General features: G+C 70.7%; 14 protein-coding genes. 7 read left to right on the top strand and 7 right to left on the bottom strand.

Features of this window, described 5'->3' with window-relative positions; all coding sequences use genetic code 11:
* Window positions 1-253 precede the first annotated feature (253 nt).
* Together ACMXN5_RS42115 and ACMXN5_RS42120 are read left to right on the top strand one after the other, a co-directional pair.
* Window positions 254-1,603, top strand: coding sequence for a M20/M25/M40 family metallo-hydrolase (locus tag ACMXN5_RS42115; RefSeq protein ID WP_439680156.1), 1,350 nt, complete (start codon window positions 254-256; stop codon window positions 1,601-1,603).
* Between the two features lie 114 nt (window positions 1,604-1,717).
* Entirely contained in the window at window positions 1,718-3,259 is a 1,542-nt protein-coding gene (locus ACMXN5_RS42120) for a YfcC family protein (RefSeq protein WP_439680157.1), read from the top strand.
* 59 nt (window positions 3,260-3,318) lie between these two features.
* Here ACMXN5_RS42120 and ACMXN5_RS42125 read toward each other — a convergent pair whose 3' ends face one another.
* Entirely contained in the window at window positions 3,319-4,308 is a 990-nt protein-coding gene (locus ACMXN5_RS42125) for an alpha/beta hydrolase (protein WP_439681400.1), read from the bottom strand.
* A gap of 302 nt (window positions 4,309-4,610) precedes the next feature.
* Here ACMXN5_RS42125 and ACMXN5_RS42130 point away from each other — a divergent pair, with 302 nt between their 5' ends.
* A complete protein-coding gene (locus tag ACMXN5_RS42130; RefSeq protein ID WP_439680158.1) occupies window positions 4,611-5,204 on the top strand; it encodes a helix-turn-helix domain-containing protein in 594 nt (197 codons plus the stop codon).
* Between the two features lie 556 nt (window positions 5,205-5,760).
* Window positions 5,761-6,639 (top strand): calcium-binding protein, encoded by an 879-nt coding sequence (locus ACMXN5_RS42135; protein ID WP_439680159.1) that lies wholly within the window; start codon window positions 5,761-5,763, stop codon window positions 6,637-6,639.
* 482 nt (window positions 6,640-7,121) lie between these two features.
* Here the strand turns inward: ACMXN5_RS42135 and ACMXN5_RS42140 are convergent, their stop codons facing one another.
* Both ACMXN5_RS42140 and ACMXN5_RS42145 read right to left on the bottom strand, forming a co-directional pair.
* Window positions 7,122-7,532, bottom strand: coding sequence for a DUF3291 domain-containing protein (locus ACMXN5_RS42140; RefSeq protein ID WP_380011942.1), 411 nt, complete (start codon window positions 7,530-7,532; stop codon window positions 7,122-7,124).
* Between the two features lie 204 nt (window positions 7,533-7,736).
* Window positions 7,737-8,726, bottom strand: a complete 990-nt coding sequence (locus ACMXN5_RS42145) for a zinc-binding dehydrogenase (RefSeq protein ID WP_439680160.1) — start codon at window positions 8,724-8,726, stop codon at window positions 7,737-7,739.
* A gap of 94 nt (window positions 8,727-8,820) precedes the next feature.
* Between ACMXN5_RS42145 and ACMXN5_RS42150 the strand changes: the two genes are divergently transcribed.
* Complete coding sequence (locus ACMXN5_RS42150) at window positions 8,821-9,780, top strand: helix-turn-helix transcriptional regulator (protein ID WP_439680161.1); 960 nt, start codon at window positions 8,821-8,823, stop codon at window positions 9,778-9,780.
* A gap of 7 nt (window positions 9,781-9,787) precedes the next feature.
* On the opposite strand, the gene ACMXN5_RS42155 is transcribed toward ACMXN5_RS42150, so the two are convergent.
* Window positions 9,788-9,907: a DUF397 domain-containing protein gene (locus ACMXN5_RS42155; RefSeq protein WP_439680162.1), complete on the bottom strand. Its 120-nt coding sequence runs from the start codon at window positions 9,905-9,907 to the stop codon at window positions 9,788-9,790.
* A complete protein-coding gene (locus ACMXN5_RS42160) occupies window positions 9,867-10,808 on the bottom strand; it encodes a helix-turn-helix domain-containing protein (RefSeq protein WP_439680163.1) in 942 nt (313 codons plus the stop codon). Before ACMXN5_RS42160 ends, ACMXN5_RS42155 begins: the two co-directional genes overlap by 41 nt.
* A 118-nt stretch (window positions 10,809-10,926) precedes the next feature.
* Between ACMXN5_RS42160 and ACMXN5_RS42165 the strand changes: the two genes are divergently transcribed.
* The gene (locus ACMXN5_RS42165; protein WP_439680164.1) at window positions 10,927-11,190 is read left to right on the top strand and encodes a hypothetical protein; all 264 of its coding nucleotides are present in this window, start codon (window positions 10,927-10,929) and stop codon (window positions 11,188-11,190) included.
* A complete protein-coding gene (locus ACMXN5_RS42170) occupies window positions 11,171-11,644 on the top strand; it encodes a hypothetical protein (RefSeq protein ID WP_439680165.1) in 474 nt (157 codons plus the stop codon). The genes ACMXN5_RS42165 and ACMXN5_RS42170 overlap by 20 nt, the downstream gene beginning before the upstream one ends.
* A gap of 160 nt (window positions 11,645-11,804) precedes the next feature.
* On the opposite strand, the gene ACMXN5_RS42175 is transcribed toward ACMXN5_RS42170, so the two are convergent.
* A complete protein-coding gene (locus ACMXN5_RS42175) occupies window positions 11,805-13,328 on the bottom strand; it encodes a tetratricopeptide repeat protein (RefSeq protein ID WP_439680166.1) in 1,524 nt (507 codons plus the stop codon).
* 209 nt (window positions 13,329-13,537) lie between these two features.
* On the bottom strand, window positions 13,538-13,912 hold the full coding sequence (locus tag ACMXN5_RS42180) for a hypothetical protein (protein WP_439680167.1): 375 nt from the start codon (window positions 13,910-13,912) through the stop codon (window positions 13,538-13,540).
* Window positions 13,913-14,464 lie beyond the last annotated feature (552 nt).

Consider the following 14,464-nt stretch of genomic DNA (forward strand, 5'->3'; position numbering starts at 1 on the left):
CCGCGTTTCCCCGTGACGCGGTGCCGTCGGCCCCCTGCCTCGTTTCCCGTCCGAGGCAGGGGGCCGATTCCGTGCGCGCCCCCGTCCCGTCCCCGAGCCGCCCTCACTCGATCGGCCGCCGCATCCGTGCGCCCACCCGGGTGAGGGCGCCCCCGGAGGCGCGCCGGACCCCGGCCGTGTGCCCGGTTTGCGTGAGTATGGGCCAGGCGACGCGATCGGCGCGCCGCGTGCGGGGCGGCCAAGGAGTACCACGATGGACGAGTTGACCACCCGGGTCGACGGGATGCTCGACGACCTCTGCGCCGACCTGCGGCGGCTCACCCGGATCCCGTCGATCGCCTTCCCCGGCTACCCGCCGGAGCCGGTGGCCGAGGCCCACGACCTGGTGGTCGACCTGCTGCGGGACGCCGGCGTGCAGGACATCGCCGCGCTGCGACTGCCGGACACCTCCCCGGTGATCACCGGCCACATCCCGCCGCCGCACCCGGACGCGCCGACCGTGCTGCTCTACGGGCACTACGACGTACAGCCCGCCGGCGACGAGGCGTTGTGGACGACGACGCCGTTCGAGCCGACCGACGTCGACGGGGCGATCCACGGGCGCGGCGTGGCGGACGACAAGTCGAACCTGATCGTGCACGTCGGCGCGCTGCGGGCGTTCGACGGCCGGCCGCCGGTGGGGATCCGGATCGTGTTCGAGGGCCAGGAGGAGTACGGCAGCGACTTCGACGACTACCCCCAGGCGCACCCGGACGAATTCGCCTGCGACGCGATGGTGATCGCCGACATGGGCAACATCCGCCCCGGCACCGGCACGTTGACCGTGGCGCTGCGCGGCGTGGTCGAGGTGATCGTCGAGGTGCACACGCTCGAAGAGGCCAAGCACAGCGGCAACTTCGGCGGCGCCGCACCGGACGCCCTCCTGGTACTGCTGCACGCGCTGGCCGCCCTGCACGACGCCAAGGGCGACGTCGCCGTGCCCGGCCTGCGCCGCGAGCAGTGGGCGGGCGGCGGTTGGAGCGAGGAGGAGTTCCGTCGGCTCGCCGGGATCCGGGCCGGCATGCCGCTGATCGGCACCGGCGATCTCGGCTCGCGCCTGTGGTCCGGCCCGGCCGTCACGGTCACCGGCCTGGACGCGCCCTCGGTCGAACGCGCGGCCTCCGCCGTGGTCCCCTCCGCGCGGGCCAAGCTCAACATGCGCTGCCACCCGGCCCAGGACCCGGCCGAGGCACAGCGGCTGCTGATCGAATTCCTGGAGGGCCTGCGGCCGTTCGGCGTACCGCTGACGGTGACTCAGGCCGGCGCGCCCGGTTCGGGGTTCGCGGCGGCCACCGACGGCGTGGCCTACGCCGCCGCGCACGAGGCGCTGCGCACGGCGTGGGGCGAGGATCCCGTACACGCGGCGGCGGGCGGGTCCATCCCGCTGGTCAACAGCCTGGCGGCGGCCCAACCCGGCGCGGAGATCCTGCTGTTCGGGGCGCAGGACAGCATGTGCAACCTGCACGGGCCCAACGAGCGGGTCCTGGTGAGCGAACTGCGCGACGCGGTGGTCGCGGAGGCGGCCTTCTTCACGGCGTACGCCGAGCGGTTCCGGCGCGACTGAGGCGTGACACACGCGTGACCCGCCCCGGCGCCCGCGTCGCCACCGCCTCGACCCCGACGCCCCACGAACCACCAGCAGCCGCATCGAACCATCAGCAGCCGCGAGGAGCACCGCGTGAGCACCGACCAAGCCCCGCCGACCGAGGCCGAGGACGAAACACCCTCGCCGAAGCGCGGGTTCCGCTTTCCCAGCGCGCTGACGGTATTGGCGATCGTGACGATCGCGGTCTGGGCGCTGGCGTTCGCGATTCCGACGGGCGAGTACCGGCGCGGCGACGACGGCAAACCGGTCGCGGGCAGCTACCACCACACCAAGTCGCCCGAGGACTTCATCCAGCGGCTCAACGACCTGTTCCTGTCACCGGTCAACGGCCTGTACGGGATCAAGGACGTGCAGAGCGGACAGGTCGCGCCGGACAACTCCGGTGATCTGTACGGCAGTGCGGCGGTGTTCCTGTTCGTGCTGGCGATCGGGGCGTTCATCACGGTGGTGTTCGCCACCGGCGCGCTGGATCGGGGCATCGCCCGGCTGGCGCATCGACTGCGCACACGCGGCGCGGTGTTGATCGTGGCGATCATGACGGTCTTCTCCATCCTCGGCTCGGTGGAGGGTTTCGCCGAGGAGACGCTCGGGTTCTACGGCCTGATCGTGCCGTTGATGCTGGCGCTCGGCTACGACCGGATGGTGGCCACCGGCACGATCATCCTGGGCGCGGGCGTGGGCGTACTGTGTTCGACGGTGAACCCGTTCGCGACCGGCGTGGCCTCGTCGGCGGCGGGGATCTCGCTGGGCGACGGCATCGTGCTCCGGTTGATCATGCTGGTCGTGTTGACGGCGGTGACGATCCTGTACGTGGTGCGGTACGCGCGTCGGGTCAAGGCCGATCCGTCCCGCTCCATCGTGGGCTTCCTGCCGGAGGACCGCGAACAGGCGCAGGCGGCGTCCACCGGCGCGGATCCGGAGCCGTTGACCCGGACGCACCAGATCGTGCTGGTCGCGGTGACGCTCACGTTCGTCTTCATGATCTTCTCGATCATCCCGTGGGCGCAGGTCCTCACGGGCGACGCCGACGCCACCCCTTACGGATGGGAACTCGACTGGTCCTTCGCCCAGTTGGCGGCACTGTTCATCGTGGCGGCGATCATCGTCGGGCTGTTGGCCCGGATGGGCGAGAAGAAGTTGTCCGAGACGATCATCCAGGGCGCGGCCGACTTCGTCTCGCCGGCGCTGATCATCATGCTGGCCCGAGGGGTCACCGTGATCATGAACAACGCCCTGGTCACCGACACCGTGCTGCACTCGATGGAGAGCACGGTCGCGGATTCCACCTCGGCCGTGTTCGGCCTGCTGATCTTCGCGGTCAACCTGCCGCTGGCGTTCCTGATCCCGTCCACCTCGGGGCACGCGACGCTGGCGATGCCGATCCTGGCGCCGTTGGCCGATTTCGCCGATGTGCCACGGGCGTTGGTGGTCACGGCGTGGCAATCGGCGTCGGGGTGGATGAACCTGTGGGTGCCGACGACGGCGGTGATCATGGGTGGGGTGTCGCTGGCCAAGGTCGGCTACAACCAATACCTGCGCTTCGCCGCGCCGCTGCTGGCCATCCTGTTCGTACTGATCTGCGCCTTCATCGCGCTGGGCTCCGGCCTGTCCTGACCGGCCGCCGCGCCGGCCGGGGTCGCCCTCGGGCGAACCCGGCCGATGGGGCGGGCGATTCAGTCCCGGAGGCCGGAGAGCCAGGTGGTCAGGAGGCGGTTGACCTCGTCGGGACGCTCCTGCTGGATCCAGTGGCCGCAGCCGTCCAGGATGTGGGAGGAGATCAGGCCGGGGAGGGTGGTCGGATAGGCGGCGATGGCGTCGGCCATCCAGATCGTGGAGGCGTCCAGGGCGCCGCCGATGAACAGGGACGGCTGCTTGATCGGGGCGCCGGCGTGGTCGGCGAGGTCGGCCCAGTCGCGGTCCATGTTGCGGTAGCGGTTGAGCGCTCCGGTCAGACCGGTGCGCTCGAACTCACCCGCGTACACGTCGAGTTCGTCCTCGGTCAGCCACGCGGGCAGGCTCCCGCCGGGGAAGCGGTCGCGCAGCCGGCCGCCGGCGCGGGCCACGAAGTGCGGGTCGGGCGCGCCCTGGGCCGGCATGGTGTCGGCGGACAGGGCCGCGTAGAAGCCCGCGAGCCAGCCCCGGACGTCGGGCTCGATCTCCGCTTCGGCCCGGCCGGGCTCCTGGAAGTACGAGACGTAGAACTCCTCGTCGCCGCCCATCTGCGCGAAGACGTCGGTGGGGCGGGGGCCGCCGGGCGGCGCGTAGGGCACGCTCAGGAGTGCGACGGCGCGGAAGACCTCGGGGTGGAGCAGGGCGGAGGTCGCCGCGATGTTGGCGCCCCAGTCGTGCCCGACGATCACCGCCTGCTCCTCGCCCAGGGCGCGCACCAGGGCGACGTTGTCCGCGACCAGGTCGAGCATGCGGTAGGCGTCGCCGGCGGCGGGCTTGGAGGAGCGGCCGTAGCCGCGGACGTCGAGCGCCACGGCGCGGTAGCCCGCCGCGGCGAGGGCCGGGAGCTGCCGGCGCCAGGAGTACCAGGACTCGGGGAAGCCGTGGACGAGCAGGACCAGCGGTCCGGTGCCCTGCTCGACCAGGTGCAGGCGCCCGGCGGGGGCCTCGATGGTGCGGTGGCGTTGGTCGGCGGACGGCGCGGGGTGGTGCATCGCTTCTCCTCGGGTCACGGGCGGCTCCTCGGTTCACGGCCGGCCGCGGTCACCCACCGATCATGCGGTGCGGCGGGTGCGCGGGGCGAGTGGCATTGCCATCCTGGCAAACTTGCAGGACAGGGCGTGGAGGCGACACGGGCGGAGGGAGCGGGATGGTGGAGTCGGGGTCGGGGTCGGGGTCGGGGTCGGAGAGGGGACCGGGACCGGGGCGGGGGCCAGGGCCGGGGTCGGAGTCGGAGAGGGGACCGGGACCGGGGCGAGGGCCGGGGTCGGAGCCGGAGCCGGGGACGGACGACGGGATGGCCGACGCTCTGGCGGCCATGGGCCCGCGCCTGCGGATCGCGCGCGAGCGGCGCGGCGCCACGCTCACCGCCGTCGGCCGCGCGACCGGCATCGCGCCGAGCACGCTGTCCCGGATCGAGAACGGCCGGCGCAGGCCGACCCTGGAGGTGCTGCTGCGGCTCGCGAAGGCGTACGACGTCTCCCTCGACGAGCTGGCCGGCACCGCACCGGCCGGCCCGGCCGGACCACGCCCACCGACGCCGCAGCGCGCCGGCGACGACAAGGCGGTGTGGCCGCTGACCCGCTACGTCGGCGGCCTGCACGCCCACAAACACGTCCTGCCGGCGATCGACGCGCCGCCCGCGCGGCCCCGGCAGGTCTCCCACGACGGATACGAATGGCTGTGCGTCCTGTACGGGCGCCTGTGGTTGGCCCTCGGCGACCAGGATCTCGTCCTGACCGCCGGCGAGACGGCCGAGTTCGACACCCGCACCGCCCACGGCGTCGCGAACGCCGGCCCCGGCGGCCCGGTGGAATACCTGATCATGTTCGGCCCCCAGGGCGAACGTCTGCGCCCACGCACCCCGTTGCCCGACCGAGGACCCCGGTAGCGCGGCACCGGGCCGGCTCGTCCGGGTCACCGAAAGCCGCCGTCGGCTCTTCGAACTCACTTTCCCTCAAAGGGAGTTGGCCACAGGGCCGCCGAGATCGGGCCACTTCGACGCACGGTCTCGGGTGTCCTGTCCGGGTTGTTCGGATGACCTCGGGATGTATCCGCCGGGTCGGAGGTGGGATGGGTTGACCGAAAACCGGTGAAACGGCACTCGAAATGGCGTTCGAAGCGGCCTTGGAGGCGTCGAGTGATCGCGCGTGCCGCCGACACCAAGATCGTCACTATTCGAATTCTTTGTCCGAAATCCTCGCTGTGGCGGATGTTCCGGAAGGGGATTCTGTGACGCGTGGGTACACGCCCACGCCGTCGCGGGTCCACGAGGGACGTTCCCCTGGGCCCGTTTCGTACGCGGGCCGCCAATGGCCGTGCGACGTGGCGGTGTTCGTGTCATCTCGCGCGTCCCCCGGAAGGGTATACGCGCGAAGAGTGAGAGAAGGAGAGGAACTTCGATGTCTCATGGACGTCGGTTAGCGCGGTTATCGACCGCGCTGCTCGTGACGGTTGGGATCGCCGGAACGGGGATCGCCGGAGCCGGCACATCCGGATCGGCTGCCGCGGTCGCGCGCACCGCGGTGTACGTCGACAACGACGGTGTGCTGCACACGACTTCGGCCGGGGTGGTGGACAACATCGTCACGGTCACCGGATCCGCGTCCGGCTGGACCGTGTCGGACTCCACTCCCGGCGGCGGCGTGACGGTCGGGAACGGTTGCACGAAGAATGCCTCCGGAGCAGCCGTCTGCCCGAGTTCCAACTTCACCTCGGTCGTCGTCGACCTCGGTGCCGGAGACGACATCGTTCAGCTGACGGGCAGGGCAGGCGTGAACTGCCGTGTGAACGGCGGCGCGGACGACGACATCGTGAACGCGTCGCGCTGTGAGATCGACGGTGGCGCGGGGGACGACGTCCTCTACGCCAAGGTGGGCACCGTCACCCGAGGCGGCGACGGTGACGACGCGATCGTCGTGTACGACCCCACCTCGACCGCGCCGCGCGAGGTCTTCGGCGGCGCCGGTCGTGACGAGATCGCCTTCACCCTGGCCACCGGCCCGGTGACGGTGACCCTGGACGACGTCGCCGACGACGGCCAGAACGGCTACACGAACATCAACGTGCACTCCGACGTCGAGAACGTGCGAGGCGGTCAGTACAACGACGCCATCACCGGCAACGCCGCCGACAACCAGCTGCGCGGCGCCGAAGGCGACGACCTGCTGATCGGTGGCGACGGGAACGACACGCTGGAAGGCAACGCCGGGAACGACATCCTCAGGGGTGGAGCCGGCGTCGACGCCCTCTTCGGCGGCACCGGCATCGACCAGTGCGACGTCGGCCTCGACGGCGGCACTGTCTCCGCCGACTGCGAGGCGTGAGTAGGTAGTCGTAGCAGGAGTACGACCCGGTCACTTCGTTGAACCGGTGTTCCGTTCAGCCGAACACGGCACTTTCGCTTGGTCGCACCGACACCCCGGGCCCAGGGTGTCGGTCGATCGCGTGAACGGGCCGATTTCGTCGGGGTAGCCGGTTCCGGGACCAAGCGGGCGTTCGCAACCTTCGCCAACCGGTGCGTGGCCGACTACCAGGGTTCCACCGCCCGTCGCGATCCCGGCCCGAAACGGATATGGCCGCCATCGCACGATCTTCGGGAGTCCACACAGCCCCCGGTTCCGGTCGATCGCGACCCGCCGTGACAAGCCCGCCGCCCGCTGCACGGCGAGCGTCACCCCGGCCTCACCGATCCGGTGTCCGGGCCACTGTGGGCGCGGCTGGACGTCCCCGGCGAGCCCGATCGCGGGCGCCGTCAGCGGCTGATCGCGTCGATTCCGGCGTTGGCGAACTGCCACGGCCCAACGGCCTAGCCGGCGTCCGGTTGGGTTGCGGCCTTTTCCGCGATGCGGCGTTCGGCGTCGGCCCAGTTGATGGGGAGGTCGCCGACCTCGACGTTCCAGAAGACGAAGGTCGACGTCTTCATCGTCGGGCGCATCGCGGTCACGATGCCGCGGTGCGGATCGGTGCCGTTGAAGGTCATGAGCGACTGGCGGTCGTCCCACGCGGAGAGCGTCAGGAAGGTGCGCTTGAAGGGACGGGCGATCAGGGAGGCGCCCAGGCAGCCGGGGGCTCTTTTGACCTGGCGCCAGGCGGCGAGCGACTTGGTGAAGAAGCGCGGTACGTCCTTGAGGCTGCGCACCTCGAAACGCGACGCCATGACCAGGGCGGACGTGGTGTCTCCGGGCGCGTTGGGAACGGTCCACGGCAGGGTGGGCACGAAAGGCCTCCAAGATCACAAAGTTGGCAGGAGCCGGAGGATACGCGTACGACGGCCCCGGCCGCGACCGGGTTGCGCCTTTGGGCCTGCGGACCGATCCGGCACCCGGCGGCGAGGGGACAATCGACCCGCCGAGCAACCGACTTCCCGGCGTGGGGCTGCTGTGCTCGGTTCGGTGCGTGGAGGAGGCGCGGGGACGGGTGCCTACGGCAGCCGCACCGAGACGTTGCCGCGGTAGGTGCCCCGCAGCAGGGAGAGGAACGCCTGCGGTACGTCGGCGATTCCGGCCTCGACGACCGTCTGTGGATAGACGAACCGGCCCTCGCCCAGCCAATCGCCGAAGTGCTTGCGCCAAGCCGCGATCTGATCCGGTGTGTGGTGGCAGGAGAACGGCAGCAGTTCGACGCCCGCGGCCTCGGCCGCCGCGCGGTCGGGCTGCGGGAAGCGGTCCGCCGCGTCGCCGAGTTGGCTGGACAGCGACCCGCACAGGGCGAAGCGTGTGCCCGGGCGGGCCGCCTGGAGCGCGCCCCGATACTGCTCGCCGCCCACGACGTCGAAGAAGACCGAGATGCCGTCGGGCGCGAGTTCCGCGAGCCGTTCGGCCGTGGGCCCGTCGTGGTAGTCGAAGGCGGCGTCGTAGCCCAACTCGTTCACCAACCAGTCGACCTTCGCCGCGCTGCCCGCGCTGCCGATCACCCGTGCCGCGCCGAGGCACTTGGCGATCTGCCCGGCGAGCGAGCCCACCCCGCCCGCCGCGCCGGAGACGAAGACCACGTCGCCTTCGCCCACGCCCGCCACGTCGGCCATCCCGTAGTAGGCGGTCGGGCCCTGACCCAGGTGGTGGCCGGGGTCGGCGAACGCCTCGCGGTCGAGCCTGAGGTACGAGTCGGCCGGGCCGGCCGAATACTCGCTCCAGCCGGCCATCGACTGCACCAGGTCGCCGACTTCGAGGTCGGGGCTGTCGGATCGGACCACGGTGCCGACGACGGCCACCCCCACCCGCTGCCCCGGCTGCCAGGCCGGCACCGGGATGGTGCAGTCGGCCCGCATCAGCTCCAGGTAGGTCGCGGCGAGCCCGATCCGGTCGGTGCGTACCAGGACCTCGCCGTCCACCTCGGTCTCGGCGAGGGCGAAATGGTCGAGCGTGGGCGTACCGGTGATTCGGGCGGTCAGCTGGACTTCACGAGTGATCACTTGTCTTGTTCCTTGCCTCGGTGTGACCTTCGAGATCGACTCTAGGAGGACTTCCGGTCATTTTCCGGCCGGAAGTCCGGGCAGCATTGTCGGCATGGCGAACACCAGCTCACGGACCCTCAGACTGCTCTCGTTGTTGCAGACCCATCGGCACTGGTCCGGACCGGAACTGTCCGATCGGCTCGGGGTCTCCGAGCGCACGCTGCGCCGCGACGTCGAGCGGTTGCGCGAACTCGGCTACCCGGTCAACGCCGCCCGGGGTACCGACGGCGGCTACCAGCTCGCGCCCGGCGCGGTACTGCCGCCGCTGCTGCTGGACGACGAGGAGGCGGTGGCCCTCGCGGTGGGCATCGGCGACGCGGCGCAGAGCGGGATCGCGGGGTTGGAGGAGGCGTCGCTGCGGGCGCTCACCAAGGTGGTACGGGTCCTGCCGCCCCGGCTGCGGGCCAGGGTGGACACCCTGCGCGCGATGACGCTCTCCGCGGCCGTGTCCGGGCCGGTCGTCGCGGCGGGGGTGCTCACCGTGATCGTCCAGGCGTGCCGGGACGAGGAGCGGCTGCGGTTCGGCTATACGGCCAGGGGATCCGCGCCCACGGAGCGTGAGGTCGAGCCGCACCGCGTCGTCGCGCTCGGCGGACGCTGGTACCTGGTCGCGTACGACCTCGCCCGGCACGACTGGCGCAGTTTCCGCCTCGACCGGTTGACCGAGCCGACGGCGACCGGCGCGCGCTTTCGACCGCGCCCGCTACCGGCCGACGACGCCGTGGCCTTCGTGCGGGCGGCGAGCGGGGCGCCGGCTCCGTATACGGTCGAGGCGCGTGTGTACGCGCCGTCCTCGCGCGTGCGGCAGCTGGTCGGCCGCTGGGGCACGATCGAACCGCTCGACGGGGACAGTTGCCTGCTCACCATGACCTCGACGTCCCTGGACTGGCCGACCCAGGCACTGGGCAACGTGGGCGCCGAGTTCGAGATCCTGGGCCCACCGGAGTTCGCCGCGCACATCCGAGAGTGGGGCGCCCGTTTCACGCGCGCCGGGGACACGGCGGCAAGCTGACGGGACGTCAGGCCCGCAGCGAAGCGGTGAGGGCCGCCCACGAGGCCGCGCCGAATATGAGGTGGCCTATCTCCGGGTCCTTGCTGTCACGGACGGGGACGAGGGAGGTGGCGGTGCCGACTTCCACGCAGTCCCCTCCATCCTGGTCGCTGTGACTGGACTTTCGCCAGGCGTAGGGCTCGGGCTGAACCTGGGAAGCGTGCATGGTCTAGGCCCTCCATAGCTTCTCGGATCATGTCCATGGACATACCTACCGGTAGGGCTCGTGCCCGTTGCCGATCGTAAGTTACGGCGAACTGCTCGACCTCGATCGGGTCCTCGATCATACGTCCGACCCCGGCACCTTCGATGTAGGCGACCTTGCGACCTTCCGGCATCGTAAGCAGCGTCAATGAGCCACCCATACCTGCGTGTTCCCCTTCGTCAAAGGGGAGGATCTGCACGCTGATTCGGCTGTCGTTCTCTGTTTCGAGTAGCCGCGCGAGTTGCTGCCGCATGGTGTCCGGGCCGCCAACTGGCCTGCGAATGACACCTTCGTCAAGAACTACCCATAGGTGTGGCGCTTCCGGACCGCTGAGCCGCTCTTGTCGACCCAAACGTCCGAAGACTCGTTCTTCGAGATGCGCATCGTCTCGGAGGGTTCGACCTCCACGCAGTAGGGCCCGAGCATAGTTCTCCGTCTGGAGTAGTCCGGGTACGAACTGGACGAGGTACTTGCGGATCTCGACGGCAGTGCTCTCGAAATCCATGAAGGGCTGTGACCACGCCGCAAATACCCGGGTGGTCAAGTGCTTCCACAGCTTCGTGAGGAGGCCGCCCGTCTTGAGCGCGGTGTCCAAGGCGATTGAGTTCGCCAAGGTGGGCGGGTGCCCGGTGCCTCGCTCGATCTGGTTCAGCCGTGTGGCACTCAAACCATAGGTGACGCGCGCGAGTTCGGCTTGCCGGTATCCGGCGGCTTCTCGAAGCGTTGCGACCATGCGTCCGAACACCTCTACGACTGGCGCCTCGTCCTGGGCCTCATCACTCATGGATCCCCCCTTTATGGCAGGTCACGTAAACCCCAATGGCTATTGCAGCCTAGGCGTCGGATCGATGCTTGTTCACAGAGTGGCCGAATCAGTACTGGCGGCAACCGAGAGGACAAGTATGCCCACCCTAGATAACTATCCCGAGAGCCCACACGACTGGACCACCGACCACGTAGCCCGCTTCTGGAAGGCCAACGGCAAGCGCGCCGTCCGGTGCGAACTCTCCGGCCGCATCGGGACGTTCGCCGCCGTGATCAACCTTCAGGCGTTCGTGCGCCTCGCCGGCGGCACCGAGTTCCGGACGCACTGCGGGCACCTGCGGGTGTTGGAAGGCGACTCCGCCGAAATCGCGGGGGTGGGCCGTGACGTATCGCGAGGGTGACTGGGTCGAACCCACCGACGACGCCATCCGCGAGGTGCGCCGGCCCGGCCAGATCCTCATGGCGCAACCCCTTCCGGACGGCGGCCAAAAGCTCACCGTGCAACCGCGCGGCGGCCGGGTCGCCTGGGTCATGCCCTCGGACGACGTACGCCGAATCCCGCCACCGCCCAGGCCCGGCCGCATCGGCGTCGGCGACAAGGCGAAACACACGAGCGACTGCCTGCGCCGAACCCACCCGCCCGGAACGATCGAGCACATCGACGCGAACACCGGCGAAGCCCGCGTACAACCCTTCGACCCGGCCCAACCCACCTGGACGGCCTCGCTCACCCTCCTCGTACCGGACGACGGCGTCTGGTTCCCAAGCGACGGCGCCCCACCCGCCAAATCCCGCCCATTCCCCATCCCACCCGGCACCCCCGCCCCCCGCGCATACGGCTGCTACCGCCTCTGAACCCATCCCTCCGCAAATCCGCCCCGACTCGGACCGGACGGACGTCGAGCCGTAGGACACGCCGTCATCACAGCCTCGCACTGCTCGGGACGTCGCTACCGGCTGGGCTGTTCAGGCCTGGGCTGCCGTAACCACCCGATGGGTGGCCGCCATTGCCCTGCTACGTGGACAGCGCCTGTTCGAGGCCTACGAGTACCGCTGCGATCAACGGATGACCGGGGCTGAGGACCCGCTCGGCGTCGGCGAGGGTGCGTTCATACAAGGGGATGGCCCGCCCCAAATCCCCCGCTGACCGGTACGCGAGCGCGAGGTTCTTGCGGGAGGTCAGGGTGTCGGGGTGGTCGGTGCCCAGTACCCGTTCCCGGTCCGCGAGGGTGCGTTCGTGCAGCGGGATGGCCCGCCCTGGATCTCCCCCCGACGTGTAGGCGTGCGCGAGGTTGTTGCGGGAGTCCAGCGTGTCGTGATGGTCGGCCCCCGAGACCCGCTCGCGGGCGCTCATGGCGCGTTGGAGGCCGAGGACGGCGGGTGCGAGTGCGCCTTGCCCCTGTCGGTAGGTTGCCGCGCGGTCGAGGGTGCGGGCGGTGTGGGCGGTGTCGTGGTCGGGGGTGTGCCGGCGGGTGAGCGCGTCGACGTGCGGGAGGAGGGTTCGGCAGGTGGGCAGGTTCGCGGGGTGCCTGACGTCGGTGGGGAAGGCGATGGCGAGGAGCGCGGCGGCGCTGTCGCGGGCGCGGGCGATGTCGTCGGGTTGGCTGTGGGGGTCGGTGGGGTCGGGGGTGCGGGCGTGGGTCTGGACGAGGCGGTGGACGGTCAGGGTGTCGTCGCCGTTGTCGGTGATCATGCTGTAGGCGACCAGTCGGCCGATCGCGGCGGCGAGTTCGGGGGGCGCGGCGAGGGGGGTGAGGAGGGTGCGGGGGATGTGGTCGGGGGCGTACCAGGCGAGGATCCGCAGCAGTTGCCCGGCGAGTGGGGTGTCGGTCAGGCGGTCGAGGGTCAGGTGCCAGATGCGGGCGATGGTGCGTTGGGAGTCGCCTCCCGCGGTGGTGGCGGCGAACATCGTGGCGGGCCATCGGTGGAGCATGTCGAGGTAGGCGCGCGGTGCGGTGCCGGTTTCGGCGCAGTACGCGGCGGCCTGTTCCACGGCCAGTGCCAGGTGTCCGAGTTCCGCGCACACCGCGTCGGCGCCGTCGACCTCGCGCGGCCCTTGATGGGTGAGGATGCGGGTGAACAGGGCGAGGGCGTCGGCCGATTCCAGGGCGCCCAGGCGGATGGTGGTGGCGTGGCGGTGCCAGCCGGTCGCGCGACGGGTGGTGACCAGGATCCGGCCCCGTCCCGCGACCCGGTCGAGCAGTGGGTCGATGTGGGCGGGGTCCTCGACGTTGTCCAGGACCAGCAGCCAGTCGTCGTGCCCGGCCAGCCACGCGAGCACGCGTTGGGTCTGCAACTCGGCGGGCAGCGCGCCCAGGCCGGGGTGCAGGGCCCGCGCGAGCGCGCTCAATCCCGCGTCGACCTTCGTCGTATCCTCGGCGGTGATCCACCACCGCACCCGCTCGCTTCGGTGTGCGGCCCAGTGGGCGGTGAGCGCGGACTTGCCGACGCCGCCCAGCCCGTGCACCGCGTGCACGATCACCTCACCGACCCGGGCGAACGCCGCTTCCAACGCGCCGAGTTCGCCGACACGACCCACGAACGACACGGTACGGCGAATGTTCGACACCCCCGCGCGGGCGGCGTCATCGGGGATCGGCGCATACGCCTCCGGTGGCAGCGCGAACTCGGAACGGATCGCCACCGGGTTGACCAAGTCGCGCCCCGCCGCGTTGGAGCCTGCCGTCGCCGATACGCCCGACGCCGCGGTGGAGGTGTCGGCGGCCCGCCTACGGCGGCGCCACCGCGTCACGGGCCGCGATGCGCGGTCGGATCGGTCATGTCCCCACCCGCGGCGTTCGACCCGCCCGACGCGGACACACCCGGCCCCGACACCGGAGCCGGCCCGGAACCGGACCCGGTGTCACGGGCCGAGGGATTGCGCATGTCCCCGCCCGCCGCGTTCGACCCGCCGTCCGCACGCACCGTCGTCGACCCGGTCGCCCCCGGCAACGCAGCCACCGACACCCACGTCGACGCGACACCCGCCACCGCCCCCACCACACTGCCCACCGCAGCCGCCGTGTCGAGGTCGGCGACAACCGTCAACACGACCAACCCCACTGCCGCCACCACCCCGACGACCGCCACACCCACCAGACACGCCTTACGCCAACCCGTCACACACCCATCGTCGGACCACAAGCATGATCAAGTCTCGGGAACAGGCGGTGACATGGGCGATGAGCAGTTCGAGCCGGGTCTCCGGCGGTTCGACGCGGACGCGGCAACAGCATCGACATCGGCGATCGGAGTCATGGCCTCGGCTTGCCTTCAACCTCGCGGTTCAAGGCCCGGATGCCGCACCGGAAGCGGGGACCGGGACGTCTGGCGTCTTCGGTTCAAGGACTGTCAGGCGGTGCACCATCACCTCGGCCACCCGGACTTCCCCGAGCCGGTGCGCCTCGGCTGGGACGACCGCATCCGAGCTGCGTGGCCTGCTGCGGGATGCGTGGATCCGATCGGGAATGCTGACGCCGGTTCAGGTGCAGGAGATGGCCGATCGACTCACCGGATTCCCGGACGATGCGCCCGCCGCGCCAGGCGAGGGCCCGACGGCTGTCACCCCGCTGAAGGGAACTGTTCGGCACTATGAGAACGCACCGCCGGTAGTGCCCGGGGCTGGTGAGTACCGGCACCGGAGTCAGTGGTAGCGGGTCGGCATCACGAGGGTCG

Source organism: Embleya australiensis (assembly GCF_051903075.1).
In the GTDB taxonomy this organism is placed as follows: domain Bacteria; phylum Actinomycetota; class Actinomycetes; order Streptomycetales; family Streptomycetaceae; genus Embleya.